Below are 26124 nucleotides of genomic sequence, written 5' to 3'. Positions count from 1 at the left end.
GTCAGCTTCTATGGCTGTGCGCGAAGCCGAGCACCGCCTCCAGCATACGGCGCAGATGCGGCTGAACGCCCGCCGCCACCTCGGGCAGGTAGTCAAAAGGCAGGGCTTCCTGCATGTAGCTGCACTGGGTCATTTCCAGCTGGATGGCATGGATGCCTTGCTCGGGCTGGCCGTACTGGCGCGTGATGTGGCCGCCCTTGAAGCGGCCATTGAGCACGGCGGTGTAACCCGTTGCCGACTGGGCAATGGCCAGCAGCTGCTCGGCCAGGGCCTTGTCGCAGCTGGCGCCATTGGCGGTGCCCAGGTTCAGGTCGGGCAGCTTGCCTTCAAAAAAGCGCGGCAGCACCGAGCGGATGGAGTGCGCATCCCACAGCATCGCCACGCCATGACTGGCCTTGATGCGGTCCAGCTCGGCGCGCAGCTGCTGGTGGTAGGGCGCCCAGACGGCGTCGCGGCGTGCGACGATTTCGGCGTCGCCGGGCACATCGCCCCGGGCGTAGATGGGGGTGTCGTCAAAGGTGTCGACCGGGCACAGGCCGGTCACGCTCTGGCCGGGGTAGAGGCTGGCGCCATCGGGCGGACGGTTCAGGTCCACCACATAGCGGGAATGCGTGGCTACCAGCACCGAGGCGCCCATGTCCACCGCAAAGTCGTAGAGGCGCGCCAAGTGCCAGTCGGTGTCGGGGACCTGGCGGGCTTCGGCCGTAAAACGCTGCGCCAGCGCCGGCGGCACATAGGTGCCGGCGTGCGGCATGGAGATCAGCAAGGGCTGGCTGCCCTGGTGAAACTGGAAGGGCGGTGGTGTGTGGGCGGTGCTCATGCGCAAAATTCTCCAGAAGCTCAGTCGGGTTGGATGGTGGCGGAGCGTGCCGCCACAAAGGCCTGGGCGGCGCCCTCGTGCAGGGCATGGCGGCCGGCGGCGACACGCTGCCTGCCGGCGGTCCACAGGCTGTGGATGGCCGAGGTGCGGTGGCTGCCGAACACATGGGCCGACAACATGCTGTCGGCGGGCAACTCGCGCAGCGCCACATGCTCGGCATCGAGTGCCACCATGTCGGCCTGCTGGCCCACCGCCAGGCCGGCGACGGGACGTGCGGCGGCCTGCGCGCCGCCTTGCACGGCCTGCAGGGTCATGGCCGTGGCGACCTGCGGATGGTCGGCGCTGGCCAGCACATTGCGCTGGCGGCGCGAAAGGCGCTGGCTGTATTCGAGCAGCATCAATTCCTCGGCGGCATTGACGCAGGCGTGGCTGTCCGAGCCCACGCCCCAGGCGCCGCCGGCGGCCAGCCACTGCGGCATGTCGAAAATGCCATCGCCCAGGTTGGCTTCGGTGCTGGGGCAGATGCCGGCCACCGCGCCGCTGCGGGCGGCGGCGGTGTATTCCTCGGGTGTCATGTGCGTCGCATGCACCAGGCACCAGCGGGCATTGACGTCGGCGTGGTTCATCAGCCACTGCACGGGGCGCTGGCCGCTCCAGGCCACGCAGTCGTCCACTTCCTGGGTTTGCTCGGCAATGTGGATGTGGACTGGTGCCGAGGCATCAAGTGCGCTCAGGCCCTGCACGGCGGCGCGCAGGCTGTCGGGCGGCACGGCGCGCAGCGAGTGCGGCGCCAGGCCCAGGCGGGCCTGCGCACCCTGCGCCGCGCACAGGGGCTGCAGGCGCTGCAGCAGGTCCAGCATGTTGTCGGTGCTGCGGATGAAGCGCGCCTGGCCTTCATGCGGCGGCTTGCCGCCGAAGCCGCTGGTCTGGTAGAGCACGGGCAGCAGCGTGATGCCTATGCCCGCGGCCTGCGCGGCGCGCAGCAGGCACTGCGAGAGCGTGGCGTCGTCGGCATAGGGCTGGCCGCCCCGGTCATGGTGCACGTAGTGGAATTCGCACACCGAGGTGTAGCCGGCCTCCAGCATCTCCACATACAGCCAGGTGGCGATGGCCTCCAGATGTTCGGGCGTGATGCGCGCGGCAAAGCGGTACATCAGCGTGCGCCAGCTCCAGAAGCTGTCCTGGGCGGCGGCGCGGTACTCGGTCAGGCCGGCAAAGGCGCGCTGGAAGGCATGCGAGTGCAGGTTGGGCATGCCGGGCAGCAAGGGGCCGGCAGCCACGGGCGTGCCTTCGGCGGCCGTGCTGTTGGGCGTGACCTGGGTCAGTCGTCCCGTGCCGTCCCATTGCAGCTGCACATTGCGGGCCCATCCGGTGGGCAGCAGGGCATTGGCGGCAAAGAGGCTGTGGGGGTCATGCACCATGTCGGGTTCCTTGCGGCTGTATCGCCAGCGTGTTGCGCACCACCTGGCCCTGTCGGACGATGGTGCAATCGGGTTTCTGGCCCAGCCAATAGGCCAGCTCGGCGGCTTCGCGCAGGCGCCAGAGCACAAAATTGGCGGGGCGGCCGGCGGCGATCAGTCCGTGGCTGTCCTGCAGGCCCAGCGCCCGGGCGGCATGGCTGGTGATGCCCGCCAGCGCTTCAGGCACCGTGAGCCGGAACAGCGTGCAGGCCATGTTGGCCATGAGCAGCAGGCTTAAGCAGGGCGAGGTGCCGGGGTTGTGGTCGGTGGACACGGCCATGGGCACGCCGGCATCGCGCAGCTGTTGAATAGGCGGCAGCTGGGTGTCGCGCAGGGTGTAGTAGGCGCCCGGCAGCAGCACGGCCACGGTGCCCGCGGCCTTCATGGCGGCAATGCCGGTGGGCGACAAATGCTCGATGTGGTCGCACGACAGCGCGCCGTAGCGCGCGGCCAGCGCGGAGCCCCCCATGTCCGACAGCTGTTCGGCGTGCAGCTTCACGGGAATGCCCAGCTTCTGCGCGGCCTGGAAGACCTGTTCGGTTTCGGCCAGGGTGAAGGCGATGCGCTCGCAGAACACGTCCACCGCATCCACCAGGCCTTCGGCGGCCAATGCGGGCAGCATCTCTTTGCAGACCAGCTCGGTGTAGGCGGCGCTGCGCCCGGCATATTCGGGCGGCAAGGCGTGCGCGCCGAGAAAGGTGGTGCGCACCGTGACGCCCAGTGCTTCACCCAGGCGGCGTGCCACGCGCAGCTGCTTGCGCTCGTGCTCCAGCGCCAGGCCGTAGCCGGATTTGATCTCGATGGCGCAAACGCCCTCGTCCAGCAGCGCCTGCAGGCGCGGCAGGGCGAGTGCGAACAACTCGTCCTCGCTGGCTTCGCGCGTGGCGCGCACCGACGACACGATGCCGCCGCCGGCCCTGGCCACTTCTTCGTAGCTGGCGCCCGCCAGGCGCAGGGCGAATTCGTTGGCACGCTGGCCGCCGTAGACCAGGTGCGTGTGGCAGTCGACCAGGCCCGGTGTGGTGAGGGCGCCCTGGCCCGCAAAGCGCGGCAGCGTGGCATGGGCCGGCGGCAGCGCATGGCCGGGGCCCACCCAGCGCACCACACCGCGCTCGACCACCACGGTGGCCAGCGCATCATCGGCCAGCGGCACATCGGGGTGGCTCAGCCCGGGCACCAGCCTCAAGGCCTCCCACACGCCGTCGGCACTGGGGACGGTTGGCGATGTTTGCTTTTGATTTTTCATCGTTCCCTGTTTGCTATTGAATAAGTAGCTGTCAGCGCTTGTACATCAAGGGCTAGCGGTCTATTTGATTGAATTCTTTAAGCCGGTGAGAGCGGCAGCCAGGCCAGTGCCGCCGCGTCCATGGCTGACGCCTGGGGACCATCAATGGGTGCAAGCGCGCCATGGACTTCTTCTTCCGCCCACCAGAGGCCCTGGCCAGGACTCAACTCGCGCGTGCCGTCCGGCGTAGTGAGCGTCCACCGCCCGCCAAGCACCATGCACAGGCCGGCTGGCGTCTTGCCCAGCGGCCGGGCATCGTTGGCGACCTGGACATGGCCGCGCCACTGGCCGCGGCGCAGCATCAGGTTGAAGTCGGTGGAGGTACCGCCCAGCAGGCGGCAGTCCACCGCCGCATCGCCTGAAAACGCCAGCGGCTGCCAGCGTTGGTCCAAGGCATGGTCCAGGCTGCCATCGGCGGCTCGCAGGTGCACGCCGTCACCATCGAGCAGCATGATCACGCGGTCCACCTCGGCAAAGATCGAGAACGGCCCGGGTGTGGCAATGGTGGCGACGCTCACGCGCCAGCCGAAATCCTGCATGCCGGCGCCCGCTGGCCAGCAGGCCAGTTCGCGGGTGCTGCCGCCGCCATTCTTCCAGGGCATCGGGGGGCAGGCGGCCAGGTCAAAAAACTGCATCACAACTCCTGTGGGGGCACGAGCAAGGGAAACAGCGGGTGTTCCATGGGGGCGCCGGCCGGCAACTGCTCGGCCAGGCCCGGAAATTCGGGTGAGGTTTTCCAGGGCCTGGGGGCATGGCGAATGTCGTCGCCCAGGAATCGAATTGAAAATACGCGGCGCCGGTTGGGGCCCTCCACGCCGCCGGCCGCATGCAGCGACAGCATGTGAAAACACACCACATCGCCGGGCTCAATGTCCCAGCCGACGATGGGAAAAGCCGGCCGGTTTGCTTCGATGTCCGGCAGGTCGGCCAGGCTGCCCTCGGGAAACCATTTGGCCTGGTGGTCCATGAAGGTGCGCGGCATCAGCCAGGGCCCCTTGTGCGAGCCCGCCACAAACTCGAGCGTGGACACGCGCGGCACGGGGTCGACCGGAATCCACATGCTGATGTTCTGCCGGCCCTCGATGTTGTAGTAGGGCTGGTCCTGATGCCAGGGCGTGCGCTGGCGCGTGCCCGGCTCCTTAACCAGCACATGGTCGTGGTACAGGCGCACGCTGGCCGATGGCATCAGGCGCTGCGCCGCCAGCGCCAGCGGCGTTTCGTGGATGAAGCGCCCGAACTGGGGAATGTCCTGCCAGTTGCAGAAGTCCTCGAAGAAACGCCCCGGATCATCCGGCCGGCTGGCGACCTTGGCGCGCGGGCTGGGCGCCGCCAGGTTGGCATCGATGCCTTCACGCAGCAGCGCCACCTCGCCCGCCGACAGCAGTTGCCGGACACAGATCGCGCCATCGCGGTCAAAGTCCGCAACCTGCTGCTCACTCAAGCGCTCCTGCAGACGGCGCTGCAGGAGGAGGGACGGGGTCACGCTGGCTGGGTTCATGGCGATGTCATCTCCTGGTGGGGCGGGGTCGTGCCGGTGGCGATCAGGTTCGCGTGAGCACGGCCTGCAAGAACGAGCGCGTGCGCTCCTGGCTCGGGTTGGTGAAAATCACGTCGGGTGCGCCGGCCTCGATGATGCCGCCGCCGTCCATGACCACGACCACGTCACCGACCTCGCGCGCGAAGTCCATTTCGTGGGTCACCACCATCATGGTCATGCCTTCACTGGCGAGCAGCTTCATGACCTGCAGCACTTCCCCGACCAGTTCAGGGTCGAGCGCCGAGGTGGGTTCGTCGAACAGCATCACGCGGGGCTTCATGGCCAGTGCCCGGGCGATCGCCACGCGCTGCTTCTGTCCACCCGACAGGCTGGCCGGCATGGCCGACGCCTTGTGCGCCAGGCCGACCTTTTCCAGCAGGGCGCGGGCTTCCACCTCGGCTTCAGCGCGTGAAAGCGAGCGCAGTTTGCGCGGGCCCAGCGTCACGTTGTCCAGCACCGAAAGATGCGGAAACAGGTTGAAGGACTGGAACACCATGCCGACTTCTTCGCGCAAGGCATTGAGGTCATGGTCGGGCAGCATGCGGCCGTCCTGCATCAGGGGGCGGCCACAGATTTCCACGCTTCCGCCTTCGGGTTTCTCCAGCCCGTTGCAGCAGCGCAGGAAGGTGCTTTTGCCGGAGCCGCTGGGCCCGATCACCACCACCACCTGGGACGGCTGAACGTCGAAGTCGATGCCGTCCAGCACCACATGACTGCCGAAGGATTTGCGCAGGCCGCGAATGCGGACCATGGGTGCCGCGTTTGGATTGACTTCTTTCATTGCACCATTCCTCCTGCGCGCAGGCGTAATTCCATGTGGCGCAGCGCCAGCGTGGTCAGGCCCGTCAGCACAAAATACATCATGGCGATGGCCAGGTAGACTTCCAGCGAGCGGTAGGAGACGCTGATGATCTTTTGTCCTTCGTGCATCAGGTCATGGATGGTCAGCAGCGACACCAGGGCCGAGTTCTTGATGAGGGCAATGAACTCATTGCCCAGCGGGGGAATCATGCGAACCACGGCTTGCGGCAGCACCACCGTGCGCATGGCCAGCCCGGACGACATGCCGATGGAGCGCGCCGCTTCCATCTGCCCGCGGTCTATGGACTGGATCGCGCCACGCACGATCTCCGACACATAGGCGCCCGAGTAAATGCCCAGGCCGATCACACCGCAGACGAAGGCTGGCAGCAAGATGCCGAATTGGGGCAGTCCAAAAAACAGAATGAACAGCTGTACCAGCAGCGGCGTGCCGCGGATGGCCGCCACGTAGGCCGTGCACAGGGCATATATAAAGCGCCGCTGGGGGTTGATCCGGCCAATGCCGACCAGCAAGCCCATGACGCAACCGAGCAGCAAAGAGGCGGCAGTGACTTCCACCGTGATCAGCGCCCCCTCCAGGAGTTGGGGCCAGCCGCCCCAAACGGGAGAAAAATCGAGTTCCATTGATCAGTCGCAATATGGCTGGTTTACTTGGCAGCGCTATTGCTGAACCACTTTTTCACGATGGTGGCATAGGTGCCGTCCGCCTTGAGCTTGGCGATCGCGCCATTGACCGCCTTGGTGAGTTCGGGGGTGTCCTTGCGCAGGGCCATGCCGTATTCCTCGACGGTCAATTGCTCTTCGAGCACGCGCAGGCCGGGACGGGTGCGCACGTACTGGAAGGCGGCGGGCTTGCCCGTCACTGCGGCGTCGGCACGGCCAATGTCCACGAGGTTGAACATTTCCTGGTTCTTTTCCACCTCGACGCGCTGCACCTTGGGGAACTTTTCCTGCAGGTAGCCCACCGACTTGGTGCCGACCTGCACGCTGACTTTTTTGCCGTCCAGGTCCGAGATTTTCTTGATGACGGTGTTGCCATCCTTGATCATGGCCACCAGGCCGCCGGCGTAGTAGGAGTCGGTGAAATCCACCACCTTCTTGCGCTCTTCAGTCACGTAGATGCCGGACACCGCCATGTCGAAACGCTTGGAGATCAGGCCGGGAATCAGGCCCTTGAAGTCGATGTCCACCCATTCGACGCGCTTGCCCAGCGTCTTGCCAATGGCTTCGACCAGTTCGATGTCAAAGCCCGCGCGCTTGCCGTTTTCCACAAACTCCATGGGCGGGAAGGTGGCGTCGGTGCCTACGCGCAGCACATTGTCCTGGGCATGCGCGCCGCTGGCGCCAAAGGTGAGGGCAGCGAGGCTGGACAGAAGGAAGTGACGACGAAATGTCATGGGGGAGTCTCCAGGTTGAGGGGTAAGGGAAATCAGTGAAGGGTCAGGTGGCGAGAGATGCGTGCGGCCGTCACGACGGCCATGCGGATCAAGTCCTGCTCCTGGCCTTGGGCACGCAATATCGGCGCCATGAGCGTGATGGCACCCACGGCCTGCCGCGAGGCGCCGAACAGGGGCACGCTGGCGCCCCAGACGCCCGGATCAACTTCGCCCGCGCTGGTGGCAAAGCCGGCCAGGCAGATGGCGTCCAGCTCATCCAGCGCGGCCTGGCGTTCGGCACTGGCGGGGCCATGGTGCGCATCCAGCACGGCCGCGCGCGCGGCCTTGGGCAAATGGGCCAGCACGCATTTCGCCGAGGCCCCTGCGCGCAAGGGCACGCTGCGTCCTTTTTCAAAGGAGCAGCGCAGCGATTGCTGGCTTTCGACCATGTCCAGGCAAATGGCCTGGTCGTTGACCGCCACGATCAGGCCCACGCTTTCATGGGACTGCTGGGCCAGCGCCACCATGTCCGGGCGGGCCTGGCGCACCAGGTGCGAGGCCAGATCGAAGCCCAGCGCCAGTTGCAGGCTCAGAGGACCGGGGGCGTAGTGGCCATCGCTTTCCAGCACAAAGCCCCAGTTTTTCAGCCGGGCCAACTGCCGGTACAGGGTACTGCGGGCCAGCCCGGTGCGTTCCATGAGTTCTGTGGCCGAGAGCGCCTGGCCGTGCTGTGCGAGCACGGCCAGCACCTGCAGCACGCGGTCTGCCGTGGGAACAGGGGTGGAGGCACTCTTCAGCATGGAGGCAGTATCAAAGAATCCGGACAGCAATAAAACCCTTCATTCCCATGTTCTGGGAATGATGTTCCCTTTTTATCCCCTTTCCTTATCGAATCATGGGCAGCTTCAGGCCCTGCTTCTTCGCCGTTGCAATCGCAATCTCGTAGCCCGCATCGGCATGGCGCATCACGCCCGAGCCGCTGTCGTTGACCAGCACGCGTGCCAGGCGCTCGGCCGCCGCGTCCGTGCCGTCGGCGACGATGACCATGCCCGCGTGCTGCGAGTAGCCCATGCCCACGCCGCCGCCGTGGTGCAGGCTGACCCAGGTGGCGCCGCCGGCGGTGTTGAGCAGGGCATTGAGCAGCGGCCAGTCGGAGACGGCGTCGGTGCCGTCCTTCATGGCTTCGGTTTCGCGGTTGGGGCTGGCCACCGAGCCGGTGTCGAGGTGGTCGCGGCCGATCACGATAGGCGCCTTGAGCTCGCCGTTCTTCACCATCTCGTTAAAGGCCAGGCCAGCGCGGTGGCGCTCGCCCAGGCCCAGCCAGCAGATGCGCGCGGGCAGGCCCTGGAAGGCGATGCGCTCGCGCGCCATGTCGAGCCAGCGGTGCGTGTGCTTGTTGTCGGGGAACAGCTCCTTGATCTTGGCGTCGGTCTTGTAGATGTCTTCCGGGTCGCCCGAGAGCGCGACCCAGCGGAACGGGCCCTTGCCTTCGCAGAACAGCGGCCGGATGTAGGCCGGCACGAAGCCGGGGAAGTCGAAGGCGTTTTTCACGCCCTGGTCGAACGCCACCTGGCGGATGTTGTTGCCATAGTCCACGGTCGGTATGCCCATGGCCTGGAAGTCCAGCATGGCCTGCACGTGCACGGCGCAGCCTTTGGCCGCTGCCGCAGTGAGCTGGGCATGCTGCGCCGGGTCGCGCTGCGCGGCCTTCCATTGGGCCACGCTCCAGCCGCTGGGCAGGTAGCCGTTGATCAGGTCGTGGGCCGAGGTCTGGTCGGTCACCAGGTCGGGCTTGATGCCGCCGGCCTTGGCGCGCTTGACGAGTTCGGGCAGGATGTCGGCGGCGTTGCCCAGCAGGGCGATGGAGACGGCCTCCTTGCGCGCGGTGTGATGTTTGATCAGCGCGATGGCATCGTCGATGTCTTTGGCCTGCTTGTCCACGTAGCGGGTGCGCAGGCGGAAGTCGATGCTGCTTTGCTGGCATTCGATGGCCAGCACGCAGGCGCCGGCCAGCACGCCGGCCAGGGGCTGCGCGCCACCCATGCCGCCCAGGCCTGCCGTCAGAATCCATTTGCCGGAGAGGTCATTGTTGTAGTGCTGGCGACCGGCCTCCACGAAGGTTTCGAAGGTGCCCTGCACGATGCCCTGCGCGCCGATGTAGATCCAGCTGCCGGCGGTCATCTGGCCGTACATGAACAGGCCCTTGCGGTCGAGTTCGTTGAAGTGCTCCCAGTTGGCCCACTTGGGCACCAGGTTGGAGTTGGCAATCAGCACACGCGGCGCGTTGGCGTGGGTCTTGAAAACGCCGACCGGCTTGCCGGATTGCACCAGCAGCGACTCGTCCTCGTTCAGGTCTTTCAGCGAGGCCAGGATCTGGTCGAAGCAGGCCCAATCGCGCGCGGCGCGGCCGATGCCGCCATACACCACCAGGCTTTGCGGGTTCTCGGCCACTTCGGGGTCCAGGTTGTTCTGGATCATGCGGTAGGCGGCTTCGGTGAGCCAGTTCTTGCAGCTGAGCTGGCTGCCGCGCGGGGCACGGATCACGCGGCTCGCGTCCGTGCGTGGGTCGGCTGCGGCGGTGATGAAGGAATCCTTGGCGTTCATGGTGATCTCCTGGGAATGAAGGTGTCTTGGTATCTTGAAGAGGGTGATGGGTCAGGCGAGAGCGGCGCGGCTGGGCAGGATGTCCAGCAATGCTGCAGGCCAGTGGCTGTGCAAGGCCCATTGGCGCATGGCTTCGACGTCGGTGGCGAGGAAGCGGTCCTGGTCGAGGAAGGCCACCTTTTCGCGGATGCGGGAAAATTCGGCTTCGATCAGCGGGGAGGACTTCAGGCCACGCTTGAGTTCCATGCCTTGCGCCGCGCCCATGGCCTCGATGCCGACCACGACCGCGGTGTTGTTCACCATGTCGCCCAGGCGGCGTGCCGCGAAGGTGGCCATGGACACATGGTCTTCCTGGTTGGCAGAGGTTGGCAGGCTGTCCACGCTGGCCGGGTGGGCGAGCGACTTGTTTTCCGAGGCCAGCGCCGCGGCCGTGACCTGGGCAATCATGAAGCCGGAGTTCACGCCGCCGTCGCGCACCAGGAAGGGTGGCAGGCCCGACAGACCGGTATCCAGCAGCAGCGCCAGGCGGCGTTCGGCAATCGCGCCGATCTCGGCCACCGCCAGCGCGATGATGTCGGCCGCGAAGGCCACGGGCTCGGCGTGGAAGTTGCCGCCAGAGATCACGTCGCCGTTGTCAAAGACCAGCGGGTTGTCGGAGGCGGCATTGGCCTCGATTTGCAGCACGCGTGCCGCATGCTGCAGGTTGTCCAGGCAGGCGCCCATGACCTGAGGCACGCAGCGAATGGAGTAGGGGTCCTGCACGCGGCCGCAGTCGGGGTGCGAGGGAATGATCTCGCTGCCGTCGAGCAGCGTGCGCACCGCTGCGGCCACGGCGATCTGGCCGGGCTGGCCGCGCGCGGCATGCACGCGTGCATCAAACGGTTTGATCGAGCCCTGAATGGCTTCGAGCGACAGCGCGCCCGACACCAGCCCGGCGGCGAAGACGTTCTCGGCGCCGAACAGGCCGGCCAGCGCCAGCGCGGTCGACACCTGGGTGCCGTTGAGCAGCGCCAGGCCCTCCTTGGGGCCGAGCACGAATGGGGCCAAGCCGATGCGCCGCATGGCTTCGGCGCCGGAGATGACTTTGCCTTCGGCGGTGGTGGCTTCGCCTTCGCCGATCAGCACGCAGGCCAGGTGTGCCAGCGGCGCCAGGTCGCCCGAGGCGCCGACCGAGCCTTTGGCCGGGATGCGCGGCATCACCCCTGCATTGGCCAGTGCCAGCAGCGCATCCACCAACTCGGGTCGCACGCCGGAGTGACCGCGCGCCAGACTCACGGCCTTGGTCGCCAGCACCAGCCGCACCACGGCGGCCGGCAGCGGCTCGCCCGTGCCCACGCTGTGCGAGAGCACCAGGTTGCGCTGCAGCTCGGCCAGCCGGTCCGGCGCGATCTTGGTGCTGGCCAGCTTGCCGAAGCCGGTGTTGATGCCGTAGACCACCTGGTCTTCGTCCACGATGCGCTGGACGGCGGCCTGAGAGACCAGCAGGCCGTCGCGGGCCTCGGGCGCCAGGGCCAGTTGCACATGGCCGGCATGGATGGTGCGCAACAGGGCCAGGCTGACCTGGCCGGGATGCAGGATGTGGGTGGATGTCGTCATTGTCTAGTCCTGTATATACAAGTTGGTGGGAGCGATGATAAAAGAGTTTGACCCTTGCGGTCAACCTGTTACAGCGTTGCCGTCGGTACGGAACCGGCTACCGAGCCGGTAGCGCATGCCAGGATGCAGGCAACGCACGATGGTGATCGGGGTGTCCCGCGTCCAGGTGCGCCGCGTCAGCAGCAGGCAGGGTTGGGTGGCGTCCATCTGCAGCAGCTCGGCCTGCGCACGTGTGGGGAGTACGGCGTCAACCACATGTTCCATCTGGTCGAACAGCACGGTACGCACCAGGAAGTCGGAAGGTTGTTCCTGCGAGAAGTCCTGTTGGACGAACGTGGGCACGACGCGCGGGTTGACGTAGCGGTCTTCGAGCTGCATGGGCACGCCATCCTCGAGATGCACGCACACCGAATGAAATACCGATTCCCCGGTGCCCAGGCCCAAGGCCGAGGCAACCTCGAGAGAGGCCGACACACGCTCCACGGTGACCACCTTGCATTGGTAGTCGTGGCCACGGCGGCGAATGTCTTCGGCCAGGCTGGCGATCTGCAGCAGGTTGGCCTGCGGCTTCTCATCCGCGACGAAGCTGCCAACGCCCGCCAAACGCTTGATGCGGCCTTGTTCCACCAGCTCGCGCAGGGCCCGGTTCACCGTCATGCGCGACATGCCGAACTGAACGACCAGATCGTTCTCGGAAGGCAGCCGGTCACCGGCTTTCCAGGTGCCGTCCTGGATCTTGCCGGCGATGAAGTCCTTGATCTGCTGGTACAGCGCCACATTTTGCGCTTGTGGCGCGGCCTCCGCGGTTTGGGGCTGGGCGCGGCTGGCAGGTGGCAGAAGGTGCAGGCGGGAAGTCATAGAGGCAGTCTTGGGTGGTGATGGGGCGTCAGTGCTCTGCCGCAGCCATGGCTTCGTTCCGGATTTCCTCGGTCAGCCTGGCCTTGAGTTCCATGAACTCGGGCGAGGTCTTGATCGTATAGTGCCGCGGGTGCGGCAGGTTCACCGCGATGTCGGACTTGATGCGGCCCGGGCGTGCGCTGAACACGGCAACGCGGTTGGCCATGAAGATGGCTTCGTCGATGTCGTGCGTCACGAACAGCACGGTTTTGCGCGCCGATTCCCAGATGCCCAGCAGCAACTCCTGCATCAGCACCCGGGTCTGGTTGTCCAGCGCACCAAAGGGCTCGTCGAGCAGCAGTATCTTTGGATCGTTGGCCAGTGCGCGCGCGATCGCGGTACGCTGCTGCATGCCGCCGGAGAGCTGTTTGGGGTAGTGATTTTCGAAGCCCCGCAGGCCGACCTTGGCCATGAAGTAGTCGCTGCGTTCCTTTTGCTCGGCCTCCGCCATACCGCGTTCGCGCAGGCCGAAGCGGATGTTCTGCGCAATGGTCAGCCAGGGAAACAGCGTGTAGCTCTGGAACACCATGCCGCGGTCGGCGCCCGGGCCGTCCACCGGACGGCCGTCGAGCAGCGCCCGGCCGGTGCTGGGTCGTTCGAGGCCGGCAACGATGCGCAGCAGTGTGGATTTACCGCAGCCCGAGGGGCCGAGGATGGTGACGAAATCGTTGTCATTGACGTTGAAGTCCACCGGCAACAGCGCCTGTGTGCGCTGGCCCTTGGCGGTTTCGAAAACGCGAGATACGCCTTGAATTGATAGCTGGCTCATCAGATGGAACTCCAGGCAAACAGGCGTCGGTTGATCGCCTTGAACGCAAAGTCGGAAACGAGGCCGATCAGGCCGATGATGATAATGCCGAAGATGATCTGGCCGGTGTTGAGCAAGGCCTGGCTGTCGGTGATCATGTGGCCGATGCCGCTGGACGAGCCGATCAGCTCGGCCACGATCACATAGGTCCAGGCCCAGCCCAGCACCAGTCTGAGGGTTTCGGCAATACCGGGTGCGGCCCCGGGAATCAGAACACGCCGGATGATGCCGCGGTCGCTGGCGCCCAGGGTGTAGGCGGCTTCCACGAGGTCGCGTCGGGCGCTGCCCACGGTGACGGCCACCATCAGCACGACCTGAAAGAACGAGCCGATGAAGATGACCAGGATCTTCTGCATTTCGCCAATGCCGGCCCAGAGGATCAGCAACGGAATGAAGGCCGAGGCGGGCAGATAGCGGCAGAACGAGACAAAGGGTTCGAAGAAGGCTTCAACCCCTTTGTAGGCCCCCATCGCAATGCCCAGCGGCACGGCAATCACACTGGCCAGGATGAAACCGCCCAGGACGCGCCACACCGTCATGCCAATGTCGTGGATGAAGTTGTATTCGGTGAACAGCAGCCAGCCCTCTTTGGCCATGGTCAGTGGACTGGCCAGGAAGGTGGGCGAGACGAGGCCACCGAGCGTGAAGATCGCCCAGACCAGCGCGAACAGCACGAAGAAACCCAGACCCAGCAACCACCGTGTATTGGCGGCGACGGGCTCCAGCGGCGCGAACCGGCGGCTGCGCGTTTGCTGGGGTGCTTCGGCGAGATGAGGCGGTACTTGTACGGTATCCATGATGCGAAGGTTTACTTGATGAAGCTGTCGTCGAAGGTGACGGCGAGGTTGTCAGGCGCCTTGCGGATCACGCCAGACTCCAGCAGGATCTTTTCGGATTCCTTCATGAAGGCGGTGATTTCGCCGGCAAAGAACTTCTGGTTGGCGGCCTTGTCCTGCCAGCGCAGATAAGCCGCCGACTTGGCAAACTGTTCACCCGTCTGCTTGACGGCTGAGCCCATGATTTCATTGGACTTCACGGGCTCGGCCTTGATCATGTCGAGCGCGGCGAAATAGGAGTCGGCCAGTGCCTTGGCGGCCTTGGGATTGGCCTTGAGCCATTGCGGGGCGCAGCCCACGGTGTCGAGCACCCAGGGGTAGTCGAGCGTGGTGGCGAGGATCTTGCCGGAGGCCGGGTTGTCGCGCACGGTGGAGATATAGGGCTCATAGGTCATGGCCGCGTCATTCTGGCCTGCGACAAATGCCTGCGCCGCCGCCTGGGGTGACAGGGTGGTGGTTTTGACATCCTTGAGCGTCATGCCATTCTTGTTGAGCATCCAGGCCAGGCCGAAATAGGGCGAAGTGCCGGGCGCATCCACGCCGATGGTCTTGCCCTTGAGGTCTGCAAAACTCTTGATGTTGCCGCGCACGGCGACGCCGTCGGCGCCATAAGACTTGTCCATCTGGAAGATCTGCACGATGGGCACGCCATTGGCATTCCAGGCCACATGGGTTTCCACGGTGGTGGCGGCGCACTGGATGGCGCCGGCAGCCAGTGCCAGGTGCCGGTCCTTCTGGGGAATGAACTTGATTTCCACGTCCAGGCCGTTTTTCTTGAAGATCCCGGCCTTGTCGGCCAGTGAGAGGGGCGCAAAACCCGTCCAGCCGGACATGCCCAGGACCAGCTTGGTTTCCTGCGCATTCGCCGCCGAGGCCAGGCCGGCCACGCAGGCGCCCAGCGCCAGCAGTGAGGTGATTTTCTTGACTGTCTTACCCATTACATACTCCAGTGTGTTCGGAAAAAATGGTTATCGCGGTGATCAATGCCCAGTGGGTCTGCGCATTGGCCTATTTTTGACCTTTACCCTTGTACATGTATATACAGGTTAACCCTGAATACTCCTTTTCACGATATGAAGCACCAAACTGGGCCGTGGGGCGCACGCCTTGGTGCGTCGGAGTATGGATCTGGAGCTTTTTCTGTCTATACAGGTATGGGGTGCCGGTGCCGGCCGTTTATGCAAGCTTCGGGCCAGTTTTTCGTGCGGCGCTTCGGGCCGTCGCTGTCGCTTCCAGGCTGACGCGAACCGTCCGGGCGAAGACTTCGGTCAGCGCTGGCTGCTGGTCTGCCTCGGCGGGGTAGGCCAGCACCACCGACTGCGTCAGCAAGGCGCCTTGCAACGCCCGGCAGGCGATGCGTTTGCCGTCGACGCTGATATCGCGCGCCGGTCGGGTTGTGAGGATGGATACGCCGAGGCCATTGGCTACCATGGCGCGCACCATTTCCACCGATGGACTCTCATGGGCTATGTGCGGTGTGACGCCGGCAGCGCGGAACAGCGACAGAAAGTAGGTGCGGCTGTGCGGCAGGTTGATGAGTATCAGCGGCTCGCGGGCGAGATCGGCCAGGCGCAGGCTGCTGCGCGCGGCCAGGGTATGACCCCAAGGCAGCAGGGCGTAGGGGCGCAGGTCCGTGACGGGTTCCAGCCGCACGCCACGCGCCAAGCCCAGGTCATAGAGAAGCGCCACGTCGAGCGCGCCGCGTTCGAGTTGCCGCGTCAACGTTTCGGTGTCGCCCTCTTCGAGCTGCACTTCAATGCCGGGATGTTCACTCTGCAGGCGTGCCAACACTTCAGGCAGGTAACGCGGCCCCAGCGTGCTGAGGCAGCCGATGCGCAGTCGTCCTTGCAGCGCCACAGTGCGTGGTGCCGCCAGCGAGTCGGCCTGTTGCAATAGCGTGCGGGCCTGCCGCAGCCTGGCCTGACCCGCGGCGGTGAGTTCCAGCCCGCGCGCATGCAGGCGCACAAACAGGCGTTCCCCCCAGAGCGACTCCAGTTCGGCGATCGCCTTGGAGATCGAGGGTTGCGAGACATTCATCGCCTCGGCCGCGCGTGCAGCCCCGCCGTGGCGGGCAGCGGCCGTGAAATATTCGAGTTGGCGAAGGCTGAAATGAATCACTTTTAAGAATCCAATGAATCGATATTCTGTATTTTCATTGATTCAACAGGCGGCCAACAATGGGGCATTACCGACCTCCCAAGAAAGCCTTTATGTCTGAAACCCCTCCCGGCATCCGTCCACTCGACGGTTTGCGCATCCTCGACTTCACCCGGGTTCTGGCCGGTCCGCTGGCCACTGCGCTGCTGGCCGACCTGGGCGCGGAGGTCATCAAGGTCGAGCCGCCGCAAGGCGACGACTACCGGGCCATCGGCCCCATGAAAAATGGTCAGAGCGCCCTGTTCAGCGTGATGAACCGCAACAAGAAGAGTCTGGTGCTTGATCTCAAGCGGCCCGAATCGGTCGCGCTGGTGCGCGATCTGGCCGCGCAGGTGGACGTGGTGATCGAGAATTTCCGCCCCGGCGTGGCCGGGAAGCTGGGCATTGGCCATGCCGCCCTGTGCGGCATCAATCCCAGATTGGTCTATGTGAGCGTGTCTGGTTTCGGCCAGACCGGTCCCTATGCCAGCCGTCCCGCCTACGACGTGATCGTGCAGGCCATGAGCGGCCTGATGGAGGCCACTGGTGAGCCTGACGGCGCGCCGACCCTGGTGGGCGAGGCCGTCTCCGATGTGGTGGCGGGACTGTTCGCGTCATGGGCCACCTTGGCAGCGGTGCACCAGACCCAGCGCACCGGCCAGGGGCAGCATGTGGACGTGGCCATGTTTGACACCACGCTGAGTTTTTTGGCCACCTCGGTGTCGCGTTACCTGTTTACCGGCCGACCGGCTCGCCGGGTCGGCAACCGCCATCCCCTCTCGGCACCGTTTGGGGTGTACAAGGCGCAGGACGGGCATTTTGCGCTGGCAGTGCTCAACCGGAAGTTGTTTGCGGCCCTGGCGCAGGCCATGGGACGGCCCGAACTGGGGCTGGACGAGCGCCTGGCGACCGACGAACAGCGCTCGGCGCGCGAGCCAGAACTGCGTGCCGTCATCGAGGCCTGGGCGGGGCCGCATAAGGTCGCCGACGTGGTGGCGCGGATCGATGCGGCGGGGGTACCCGTGGCACCTATCTGGGACATCGGCCAGGCATTGAATTCACCCCAGGCGCTAGCGCGTGGACTGCTGCAGCCGGTGGATGATGAACGCCTGCCCGGTCTGCGCCTGCCGACCCAGCCGGTGCGTTTTGGCGGTGCGGCGCCTGGCCGGGCCACGCGGGCACCGGCCCTGGGTGAACACAGCCAGCAAGTCCTGACATCCCTGCTCGGCTGCGGCATGGAGCGACTGGCCGAACTGCAGGCGCTGGGCGTGTTTGGACAGCCTGCGAACGACGCGCCGCCGGTTTCATCCCTCCCAACCCCTTCAACCCCTTCAAGCTTTACGACCAAGGAATCCGCATGAATCCCTCCCTACGCCTCGGTGTGACCGATGAAGATCAGGCCCTGGCCGATGCCGTCGCCGCCTTTTCGCAGGCCGAACTGGCACCACGCGCCCAGGCCATCGACGAGCAGGAGCTGTCGGTGACCTGCCATGTGCCGCAGCTTGCCGCGCTGGGTGTGATGGGCCTGAACCTGCCCGAACAACTGGGTGGTCCGGGTGTCACGCCCACGGCCATGCTGCTGGCGCTGGTCGAGATATCAAAGGCCTGTGCCGCCACCTCGTCGATGATAGGCGCGCACTTCCTGGGCGCCGATGCCGTGCTGATAGGCGGCGATGCGGCCCAGCACCAAGCCTGGCTGCCGCGCGCCGCCAGCGGCGAATGGCTGGCAGGCTTTGCGTTGACCGAGCCGCGCGGCGGCTCGCACCCGGCCGACCTGCGCACACGCGCCGTGCGTGAAGGCGACCACTACCGCATCGACGGCGTCAAACACTTCATCTCGAACGCGGCTGAAGCCCGTTTTCTGGTGGTCTTTGCCAAAACCGATTTGGCTGCCGGCGCACGCGGTGTCAGTGCCTTCATCGTGGACATGGGCACGCCGGGCATCCAGGTTTCCAGCCATGAAAAACTCATGGGAATTCGCGGCGCCCATGCTTTCGAGGTGTCTTTTGACAACGTTCGGGTGCCGGTGGCGTGCCGCCTGGGCGAGGAGGGCTCGGGCTTCAAGACCGCGATGAAAGTGCTGGACAACAGCCGTCTGGACGTGGCCGCCACCGCTTTGGGGATTGCCGAGGCCGCCTTGGCGGCTGCGGCACAGTGGGCCAAAGACCGCAAGATTGACGGCGAGGCATTGGCCATGCGCCAGGGCATCCAGTGGATGGTGGCCGACATGAAACTGCGACTGGAAGCCGCCTGGGGTTTGACCCTGCAGGCCACGGCCTTGCGCACGGCCGGCAGGCCGTTTACTCAGCAGTCGGCGATGGCCAAGCTTCATGCATCGGAGATGGTCGGGTTTGTCACTGACGCGGCCTTGCAGATTCATGGCGGTTACGGCTACACGCGTGAAATGCCGCTGGAGCGTTACGCCCGCGATGCGCGCATCCTGCGCATCTACGAAGGGTCCTCGGAAATCCAGCGCAGCATCATTGCACGGGGCGTGCTCGGCTGAGGACGGGTGCGGACAGGCCATGCGCCAAACCCATGCTGAATGTGGGGGAGCGGCCCGCCTTACACTGCGGGCATGTCTGATTTTCTGACGCAGTCTCCGGAGACGGATGGGGCGCTTCACCGCCCCTGTGTCAAAGTGGCGGTGGTCATGCGCCGCGAGCGCATAGCCAACCCCTGGCAGCCCTGGCGCTGGGTGCTGGCCGATGTGGTGCCGCATGAGGACGGCTTTGGTGAACAACCGCGCCTGCTGCTCAGGGACGAGCATGAGGAGCGCTGGCTGCACCCCGGCTTCAAGGTGGAGCTGTTCACCGATGATGCCGAAGGCTATTACCTCAATGTCACCACGCCGCAGCCCTGCTTCTGGGTGGTCTGGCGCATGGAAGAAGAGGCCGCTCTGGCGGATGAGCCGGTGGCCGTGCCGCAAATCGTCACGCTGAGTTACCACGATGCCGGACGCTGGCTCGACGCCCAGGAAACGGTGGAGCAGGTGCCCGCGCCTCCGGACGTGGTGCAATGGCTGCAGCATTTCGTGGATGCACACCATGTGCTGCAAGCCAAGCAACGCCAGCGCCCCCAGAGCTTCAAATCCCTGACGGATCGCTTTGGCAATCCGGCGCGGGTGAGTACTGAAAAGAAATTCGGCGGAGCGGGCAATGGCTGAAGACGCAAAGGGATTTCTGGGGCGCTGGGCGCGCCGCAAGACGGAGGCGCTGCGGGGCAAGCCGCCGGAGGAGGCCGAGGCGGTCGCGATGCCCGGGCCGGTGGCGGCCGACGGCGCGCCGGCCATAAAGCCCCCGTCGCCGGCCGTTGAGGCAGACGAGCCGCCTGCAAAAGCGCTGTCACTCGACGATGTGAAGCTGCTCGGCAAGGACTCTGACTTCAAGCCTTTCATGGCCCGCGATGTGGGGCCTGAAGTGCGCAACGCCGCGTTGAAAAAACTGTTTGCCGATCCGCGCTTCAATGTCATGGACGGGCTGGACACCTATATCGATGACTATTCCATCTCCGAGCCCATTCCCGAGTCCATGCTGCGGCAGATGGTGGGTGCGAAGTTTCTCAAGTTGTTTGACGACGGGGGCGACCAGGGAGAGGCCGAAAAGCGGCAAGACCCGGCTTCTTTGCCGCGGGAAAATGCGAATAACCCCAACGGCGAAATCGTGGCACAGTCCTCTGAAAATCCGGACATGATCTGTTCGGACCAAGATAGCTCCGAACATTCCAGCCAGCCCGCGCCATTGCCTGACGACGGTGCCAGCCAACCAGACGATGCCCACACTCATTTGCGACTGCAACCAGACCATGCCGCTCCAGCCCAAGACGCTGGGCACGGCACTCAATGAAAATCTGACGCTGCATTCGACGCTGTGCCGGCGTGAAGCCGGCGCCTTCCAGAAGGCCGTTCAATCCGGCGATGACGTGGTGGTGGCCTGCACCCAGGAAAAACGCCTGTTTGCCGAAGTCGGGCAACAAACGGAAGGGGCGACCTCCGTTGTCCGGTTCGTCAACATCCGCGAGACCGGCGGCTGGAGCAAGGATGCTGCCAGCGCCAGCCCCAAAATGGCCGCCTTGCTGGCCGTGGCCCATTTGCCGGACCCGGAACCCGTTGCAACCGTGACCTATACAAGCACCGGCCGCCTGCTCATCGTCGGTCCGCTGGACCAGGCCGAGCAGGTGGCCGAGCTGCTCGCCGACACGCTGGCCGTGACGATTTTTGCGCAGGGCGTTTCCTCCCAGGCGCAGCCGGGCTTTCCCGGGCAGGAGCGCAAGTACCCGGTGATCAGCGGCGGCGGCCTCAGCCTCAAGGGCTGGCTGGGCGCCTTCGAAGCGAAGTGGGAAAAGAACAACCCCATTGATCTTGACCTGTGCACCCGCTGCAATGCCTGTGTTGCAGTTTGCCCCGAAGGCGCCATCGATCTTAGCTACCAGATTGATAGCGAAAAGTGCACGTCCCATCGAGACTGCGTGGCCGTTTGCAAGGCGGCCGGCGCCATTGACTTCAACCGCGAGGTGCAAACGGTCACGCAGGCGTTTGACCTGGTGCTGGACCTGGGCGTCAAGCCCCTGGTCACGCTGCATGCGCCGCCGCAAGGCTACTTCGCTGTGAATGCCGCGGCCGGCCTGGCATCAAAGGGCCTGCTGGCCACCGTGGTCAAGTTGCGCGACATGGTTGGTGAATTTGAAAAACCCAGATTCTTTGCCTACAAGCAAAAGATCTGCGCGCACAGCCGCAACGAAACCGTCGGTTGCAATGCCTGCGTGGACATCTGCTCGGCGGGCGCCATCCGCAGCGAAAAAGACCGCCAGCAGATCGTGGTCAGCCCCCATCTGTGCATAGGCTGCGGCGCCTGCACCACGGTCTGCCCGACGGGCGCCCTCACATACGCCTACCCCCGTGCCAGCGAGCAGGGCGTGCGCTTCAAGACACTGCTATCGACCTATGCCAAAGCCGGCGGCACGCATCCCGTCTTGCTCTTGCACAGCCAGGGCAGCGGCCAGCAGGCGGTGGAAGCGCTGGGCCGCGCAGCCCAGTTGCAGAAAACCGTGCGGGGTGTGCCTGCCAACGTCATTCCGCAAGCCCTGTGGCATACCGCCAGCCTGGGTCTGGACCTTTGGCTGAGCGCCATTGCATTCGGCGCTGCCCAGGTGGCCGTGCTGGTCACGGACGAGGAAGCGCCGGCTTATCTGGAGGGGCTGGCGGAGCAGATGCGGGTCGCCCAAGCCATTCTGAATGGTCTGGGTTATGCCGGTGTTCACTTCCATCTGTTGCGAACGCCTGCGGAAAGTGGTGCCGGGATGGTCGCCAGCCTTGATGCCAGCCTGCAAGCCCTTGGCCGGGCCCGGCCCACGGTACCCGCCACGCCAGCCCGCTTTGCAGTGGCACAGGAAAAGCGCAGCACGCTGGAGATGGCGCTGGACCATCTGATCGCCCAGGCGCCTGCGGCTTTGCCCGAGGCCATTGAACTGCCGGCCAAGGGTTCGCCGTTTGGAAGCCTTCTCGTCAACACCGACAGCTGCACCCTGTGCCTGAGTTGCGTCAGCGCCTGCCCGGCCAGCGCCCTGCAGGACAACCCCGAGCGTCCCCAGCTCAAATTCATCGAGAAAAATTGCGTGCAGTGCGGCCTGTGTGCCACCACCTGCCCCGAAGACGCCATCACCCTGCAGCCGCGCCTGTTGCTCACGCCCCAGCGCAAGGAGGCGCGGGTGCTGAACGAGACCCAGCCCTACCAGTGCATACGCTGCGGCAAACCCTTTGGCACCCTCAAGGCGATTGAATCCATGCTGGGCAAGCTGGCGGGGCACGCCATGTTTCAAGGCGCGGCGGCGGATCGCCTCAAGATGTGCAGTGACTGCCGGGTCATTGACATCTACTCCGCCGACAACGAACTCAAGATCACCGACATCCGCTCCACATGACACCAGCCCAACTCGTCGCCTCCACCCTGGACGAAGAAACCGCGCGCGCCGAGGTCTACGGTTTGCTGGCGGCCCTTTACTACGCAGCGCCATCGGCCGAACTGCACGAGAACCTGCGTGCAGCCGTCACCGAGGCACCGGCCGCCGGCGCCTTGCTGGAGGGCCCATGGAGCGAACTGGTGGCTGCCGCGCGAGCGCAAAGCCTGGCGGACGTCGGTCAGGAGTACGACGCGCTGTTCGGCGGCGTGGGCAAGCCGGAGGTGTACCTCTTTGGCTCGCACTACCTCAGCGGATTCCTCAACGAAAAGCCGCTGGCCGCCTTGCGCGACGATCTCGCTGCGCTGGGGCTGGCACGGGATGAGGCCATGCCGGAAACCGAAGACCATGTCGCCTACCTGTGCGAAGTCATGCGTTACCTGATTGCCGGCGATGACGTGGAGGTGGCCAACCTGACCCGGCAGCGCGATTTTTTTGCGCGGCACGTCCAGCCATGGGTGCCGATGATGTGCGAGGCCGTCATGCAAAGCCCCAAGGCCCGCTTCTACCGCGCGCTAGCTGCTTTCACGCAAGCATTCATCAGCGTCGAAGCGCAAGGGTTCGACATGCTGGCGTGAAGCCGCCCGGTTTTGCGCCTGGGCGTCTGGCGGTCTCAAATCGAGACGCAGGCCGCGTCAAAATCGCCTTGTCAAAGAGCTGGCCTATCGTTTACCCCTAGTCGCCAGGTTTGGGGCGCACTGTCCATTGTGGTGCGTGGTTCACCGGCGTACAGTATGCAAATACTTACATAGCAGCCAGCCTCCTTGGAGATCAAGATGCAGGACAGCCAGCCAAAACCCTCGCGCCGGGGTTTCTTTTTCGGCGCCGCCGCTACGGGTGCCGCCGCAGTAGCCATTGTGAACTTGCCAGGCGTTCAAGCACCAGAAGCCGTGCATCAGGAGCCCAAGCCGGCCCCGGAAAAAGGCGGTGGCTACAGCCTGACGGAACACGTCAAGCGCTACTACAAAAGCACGCGCCTCTAACTCATTCCCGTTCCCCTTCTTACGGAGAGCGTCATGCTGCTCACGAGAAAATCTCCCGGTATCCCTGGCGATACAGCGCGCGGCGCCAATGCCGCACGCTTTGTGCAAAGTCTTTCGCGCGGCCTGTCCAACGCCCTGCCCACCATGGACAGGCGCGCATTCCTGCGCCGCTCCGGCCTGGGGCTTGGCGTCGGCCTGGCGGCCAGCCAGCTGACGCTGGTTAAAAAAGCCAGGGCTGCAACGCCGGCTGCGGCCGACGGCAGTGGAAAAATCGAGGTCAAGCGCACCGTCTGCTCGCACTGCTCGGTCGGCTGCGCGGTTGACGCCGTGGTTGAAAACGGCGTCTGGGTCCGTCAGGAGCCGGTATTTGATTCGCCCATCAATCTGGGTGCCCATTGCGCCAAGGGCGCTGCGCTGCGCGAGCACGGCCACGGCGAATACCGCCTGCGCTACCCCATGAAGCTGGTGGGCGGCAAATACGAGCGCATCAGCTGGGACACGGCACTCAACGAAATCACGGCGCGCATGCTGGAGCTGCGCAAGGCCAGCGGCCCCGACTCGGTGTATTTCATCGGTTCCTCCAAGCACAACAACGAGCAGTCCTACCTGCTGCGCAAGTTCGTGAGTTTCTGGGGCAGCAATAACTGCGACCACCAGGCCCGCATCTGTCACTCCACCACGGTGGCCGGTGTCGCCAACACCTGGGGCTACGGCGCCATGACCAACTCGTACAACGACATGCAGAACAGCAAGTGCGCCTTGTACATCGGCTCGAACGCCGCCGAGGCCCACCCGGTCAGCATGCTGCACATGCTGCATGCCAAGGAAACCGGCTGCAAGATGATCGTGGTCGACCCCCGCTTCACGCGCACGGCGGCCAAGGCCGACGAGTACATCCGCATCCGTTCCGGCTCGGACATTGCCTTTCTGTTCGGCATGCTGCATCACATCTTCAAGAACGGCTGGGAAGACACCAGGTACATCAATGACCGTGTCTATGGCATGGACAAGGTCAAGGAAGAGGTCATGGCCAAGTGGACACCCGACAAGGTGGAGGAAGCCTGCGGCGTGCCGGAGGCCCGTGTCTACATGGCCGCCGAGATGATGGCCAAGAACCGGCCATCGACCCTTGTGTGGTGCATGGGCCAGACCCAGCACACCATCGGCAATGCCATAGTGCGCGCATCGTGCATCGTGCAGCTGGCCTTGGGCAATGTGGGTGTTTCCGGCGGCGGCGCCAACATCTTCCGCGGCCATGACAATGTGCAGGGCGCGACCGACGTCGGGCCCAACCCCGATTCGCTGCCCGGGTACTACGGCCTGGCCGAAGGATCGTGGAAGCACTTCGCCAAGATCTGGGGTGTCGACTTTGACTGGATCAAGGGGCGTTATGCCTCGCCGGCCATGATGGGCAAGCCCGGCATCACGGTTTCGCGCTGGATCGACGGCGTGCTGGAAAAAAACGAACTCATCGATCAGGACTCCAACCTGCGCGCCGTGTTTTACTGGGGGCATGCGCCCAATTCGCAAACGCGCGGCCTCGAAATGAAGCGGGCCATGGACAAGCTGGACTTGCTCGTGGTGGTTGACCCCTATCCTTCGGCCACCGCCGCCATGGCGGCCATGCCCGGCAAGGCCGAAGACCTCAACCCCAACCGCGCGGTTTACCTGCTGCCGGCCGCCACGCAGTTTGAAACCAGCGGTTCCGTGACGGCTTCCAACCGCTCGCTGCAGTGGCGCGAAAAAGTGATTGAGCCTTTGTGGGAAAGCCGCAGCGACCACATGATCATGCACCAGTTTGCGGAAAAACTGGGCTTTGCCAAGGAGCTCTCCAGGAACTTCAAGATGCAAAAGGTCAAAGGCATGGACGAGCCCATGCCCGAAGACATCCTGCGCGAGATCAACAAGACCTGCTGGACCATAGGCTATACCGGCCAGAGCCCCGAGCGCCTCAAGGCGCACATGCGCAACATGCACCTGTTTGACGTCAAGACCCTCAAGTCCAGAGGCGGCAAGGACAAGGAAACCGGTTACGACACGACCGGCGACTACTTCGGCCTGCCATGGCCCTGTTATGGCACACCGGAACTCAAGCACCCTGGCTCGCCCAATCTCTATGACACCTCCAAACATGTCATGGAAGGTGGCGGCAATTTCCGCGCCAACTTTGGCGTGGAGCGCGAGGGAAAGAACCTGCTGGCCGAAGACGGTTCGTACTCCAAGGGCGCCGACATCACCACGGGCTACCCCGAGTTCGATCACTTGCTGCTGAAAAAGCTGGGCTGGTGGGACGAACTGACCGACGCCGAAAAAACCGCCGCCGAAGGTAAGAACTGGAAGACCGACTCGTCGGGCGGCATCATCCGCATCGTCATGAAAAACCATGGCTGCCATCCTTTTGGCAATGCCAAGGCGCGCGCGGTGGTGTGGAATTTCCCCGACGCCATTCCCCAGCACCGGGAGCCCTTGTATGGCAACCGTGCCGACCTGCAGGCCAAGTACCCGACGCATGACGACAAGAAGGCCTTCTGGCGCATGCCGACGCTGTACAAAACCATCCAGCAGAAAAACATCGCCGACAAGGTGCATGAAAAATTCCCGCTGGTCATGACCTCCGGCCGGCTCGTCGAGTACGAGGGCGGCGGCGAAGAAACCCGCTCCAACCCCTGGCTGGCCGAGCTGCAGCAGGAGATGTTCATCGAGATCAATCCCAAGGTGGCGGCCGAAAAGGGCATCCGCAATGGCGAACGCGCCTGGGTCAGCACGCCGACCGGCGCACGTCTGAATGTGCAGGCCCATGTGACCGAACGTGTGGGTCCTGATACGGTGTTCATGCCCTTCCACTTCTCGGGACGCTGGCAGGGGGCCGACATGCTGGCCTACTACCCGGCCGGCGCGCATCCCGTGGTGCGCGGCGAGGCCATCAACACCTCCACGACCTATGGCTATGACAGCGTGACGATGATGCAGGAAACCAAGACGACGGTCTGCAACATCGAAAGAGCTTGA

At 64.7% G+C, this 26124-nt stretch carries 24 protein-coding genes; 8 read left to right on the top strand and 16 right to left on the bottom strand.

Translation table 11 applies throughout. The features are described from left to right. Position 1: 1 nt before the first annotated feature. The 16 genes from hutG to PJE01S_RS09120 all read right to left on the bottom strand — a co-directional run bounded on the left by hutG (position 2) and on the right by PJE01S_RS09120 (position 16159). Positions 2 to 820, bottom strand: coding sequence for an N-formylglutamate deformylase (gene hutG, locus PJE01S_RS09195; protein ID WP_068833041.1), 819 nt, complete (start codon positions 818 to 820; stop codon positions 2 to 4). A gap of 20 nt (positions 821 to 840) precedes the next feature. Continuing rightward, entirely contained in the window at positions 841 to 2241 is a 1401-nt protein-coding gene (locus tag PJE01S_RS09190) for a formimidoylglutamate deiminase (protein WP_068833040.1), read from the bottom strand. Further along, entirely contained in the window at positions 2231 to 3526 is a 1296-nt protein-coding gene (gene hutI / locus PJE01S_RS09185; RefSeq protein ID WP_068833039.1) for an imidazolonepropionase, read from the bottom strand. Before hutI ends, PJE01S_RS09190 begins: the two co-directional genes overlap by 11 nt. 77 nt (positions 3527 to 3603) lie before the next feature. After that, entirely contained in the window at positions 3604 to 4200 is a 597-nt protein-coding gene (locus tag PJE01S_RS09180; RefSeq protein ID WP_068833038.1) for a HutD/Ves family protein, read from the bottom strand. Further along, positions 4200 to 5063, bottom strand: a complete 864-nt coding sequence (locus tag PJE01S_RS09175; protein WP_068833037.1) for a phytanoyl-CoA dioxygenase family protein — start codon at positions 5061 to 5063, stop codon at positions 4200 to 4202. The genes PJE01S_RS09180 and PJE01S_RS09175 overlap by 1 nt, the downstream gene beginning before the upstream one ends. Before the next feature lie 43 nt (positions 5064 to 5106). Beyond that, positions 5107 to 5883 carry an amino acid ABC transporter ATP-binding protein gene (locus tag PJE01S_RS09170; RefSeq protein ID WP_068833036.1) on the bottom strand — a complete coding sequence of 259 codons (777 nt, stop codon included), beginning with the start codon at positions 5881 to 5883 and terminating at the stop codon, positions 5107 to 5109. Continuing rightward, positions 5880 to 6548, bottom strand: coding sequence for an amino acid ABC transporter permease (locus PJE01S_RS09165; protein WP_068833035.1), 669 nt, complete (start codon positions 6546 to 6548; stop codon positions 5880 to 5882). The genes PJE01S_RS09170 and PJE01S_RS09165 overlap by 4 nt, the downstream gene beginning before the upstream one ends. Before the next feature lie 23 nt (positions 6549 to 6571). Further along, positions 6572 to 7321, bottom strand: coding sequence for a transporter substrate-binding domain-containing protein (locus PJE01S_RS09160; protein WP_068833034.1), 750 nt, complete (start codon positions 7319 to 7321; stop codon positions 6572 to 6574). A 32-nt stretch (positions 7322 to 7353) separates the two neighbouring features. Continuing rightward, positions 7354 to 8100: an IclR family transcriptional regulator gene (locus PJE01S_RS09155; RefSeq protein ID WP_174548535.1), complete on the bottom strand. Its 747-nt coding sequence runs from the start codon at positions 8098 to 8100 to the stop codon at positions 7354 to 7356. 85 nt (positions 8101 to 8185) lie between these two features. Then, positions 8186 to 9904, bottom strand: coding sequence for a urocanate hydratase (gene hutU, locus PJE01S_RS09150; protein ID WP_068833030.1), 1719 nt, complete (start codon positions 9902 to 9904; stop codon positions 8186 to 8188). Positions 9905 to 9955: 51 nt separating this feature from the next. Continuing rightward, positions 9956 to 11500, bottom strand: coding sequence for a histidine ammonia-lyase (gene hutH, locus PJE01S_RS09145; RefSeq protein ID WP_068833028.1), 1545 nt, complete (start codon positions 11498 to 11500; stop codon positions 9956 to 9958). A gap of 60 nt (positions 11501 to 11560) precedes the next feature. Then, positions 11561 to 12358: a histidine utilization transcriptional repressor HutC gene (gene hutC, locus PJE01S_RS09140; RefSeq protein WP_068833026.1), complete on the bottom strand. Its 798-nt coding sequence runs from the start codon at positions 12356 to 12358 to the stop codon at positions 11561 to 11563. A gap of 28 nt (positions 12359 to 12386) precedes the next feature. After that, positions 12387 to 13166 (bottom strand): ABC transporter ATP-binding protein, encoded by a 780-nt coding sequence (locus PJE01S_RS09135; RefSeq protein WP_068833024.1) that lies wholly within the window; start codon positions 13164 to 13166, stop codon positions 12387 to 12389. Continuing rightward, positions 13166 to 14002, bottom strand: a complete 837-nt coding sequence (locus PJE01S_RS09130) for an ABC transporter permease (protein ID WP_068833022.1) — start codon at positions 14000 to 14002, stop codon at positions 13166 to 13168. Before PJE01S_RS09130 ends, PJE01S_RS09135 begins: the two co-directional genes overlap by 1 nt. A gap of 11 nt (positions 14003 to 14013) precedes the next feature. Further along, positions 14014 to 14979, bottom strand: coding sequence for an ABC transporter substrate-binding protein (locus tag PJE01S_RS09125; protein ID WP_068833020.1), 966 nt, complete (start codon positions 14977 to 14979; stop codon positions 14014 to 14016). Positions 14980 to 15217: 238 nt separating this feature from the next. Continuing rightward, a complete protein-coding gene (locus tag PJE01S_RS09120) occupies positions 15218 to 16159 on the bottom strand; it encodes a LysR substrate-binding domain-containing protein (RefSeq protein WP_068833019.1) in 942 nt (313 codons plus the stop codon). A 92-nt stretch (positions 16160 to 16251) separates the two neighbouring features. On the opposite strand from PJE01S_RS09120, the gene PJE01S_RS09115 reads away from it, so the two are divergent. The 8 genes from PJE01S_RS09115 to PJE01S_RS09080 all read left to right on the top strand — a co-directional run bounded on the left by PJE01S_RS09115 (position 16252) and on the right by PJE01S_RS09080 (position 26124). After that, on the top strand, positions 16252 to 17538 hold the full coding sequence (locus tag PJE01S_RS09115) for a CaiB/BaiF CoA transferase family protein (RefSeq protein WP_084389441.1): 1287 nt from the start codon (positions 16252 to 16254) through the stop codon (positions 17536 to 17538). Beyond that, entirely contained in the window at positions 17535 to 18683 is a 1149-nt protein-coding gene (locus PJE01S_RS09110) for an acyl-CoA dehydrogenase family protein (RefSeq protein ID WP_068833017.1), read from the top strand. Before PJE01S_RS09115 ends, PJE01S_RS09110 begins: the two co-directional genes overlap by 4 nt. A 72-nt stretch (positions 18684 to 18755) precedes the next feature. Continuing rightward, positions 18756 to 19343, top strand: coding sequence for a DUF3305 domain-containing protein (locus PJE01S_RS09105; RefSeq protein ID WP_084389454.1), 588 nt, complete (start codon positions 18756 to 18758; stop codon positions 19341 to 19343). Then, positions 19336 to 20022: a DUF3306 domain-containing protein gene (locus PJE01S_RS09100; RefSeq protein ID WP_068833015.1), complete on the top strand. Its 687-nt coding sequence runs from the start codon at positions 19336 to 19338 to the stop codon at positions 20020 to 20022. The genes PJE01S_RS09105 and PJE01S_RS09100 overlap by 8 nt, the downstream gene beginning before the upstream one ends. Next, positions 19949 to 22096, top strand: coding sequence for a 4Fe-4S binding protein (locus tag PJE01S_RS09095; protein WP_174548534.1), 2148 nt, complete (start codon positions 19949 to 19951; stop codon positions 22094 to 22096). The genes PJE01S_RS09100 and PJE01S_RS09095 overlap by 74 nt, the downstream gene beginning before the upstream one ends. Further along, positions 22093 to 22710 (top strand): TorD/DmsD family molecular chaperone, encoded by a 618-nt coding sequence (locus PJE01S_RS09090; RefSeq protein ID WP_068833011.1) that lies wholly within the window; start codon positions 22093 to 22095, stop codon positions 22708 to 22710. Before PJE01S_RS09095 ends, PJE01S_RS09090 begins: the two co-directional genes overlap by 4 nt. A gap of 198 nt (positions 22711 to 22908) precedes the next feature. Then, entirely contained in the window at positions 22909 to 23115 is a 207-nt protein-coding gene (locus PJE01S_RS09085) for a formate dehydrogenase (protein ID WP_068833410.1), read from the top strand. A gap of 33 nt (positions 23116 to 23148) precedes the next feature. Then, positions 23149 to 26124: a formate dehydrogenase subunit alpha gene (locus PJE01S_RS09080; protein ID WP_068833009.1), complete on the top strand. Its 2976-nt coding sequence runs from the start codon at positions 23149 to 23151 to the stop codon at positions 26122 to 26124.

Origin of the sequence: Polaromonas jejuensis NBRC 106434 (assembly GCF_001598235.1) — a bacterium.
GTDB classification, from domain to species: Bacteria; Pseudomonadota; Gammaproteobacteria; order Burkholderiales; family Burkholderiaceae_C; genus Polaromonas; species Polaromonas jejuensis.
The sequence above is the reverse complement of the archived record's forward strand: the minus strand, read 5'-3'. Positions and strand labels throughout refer to the sequence as shown.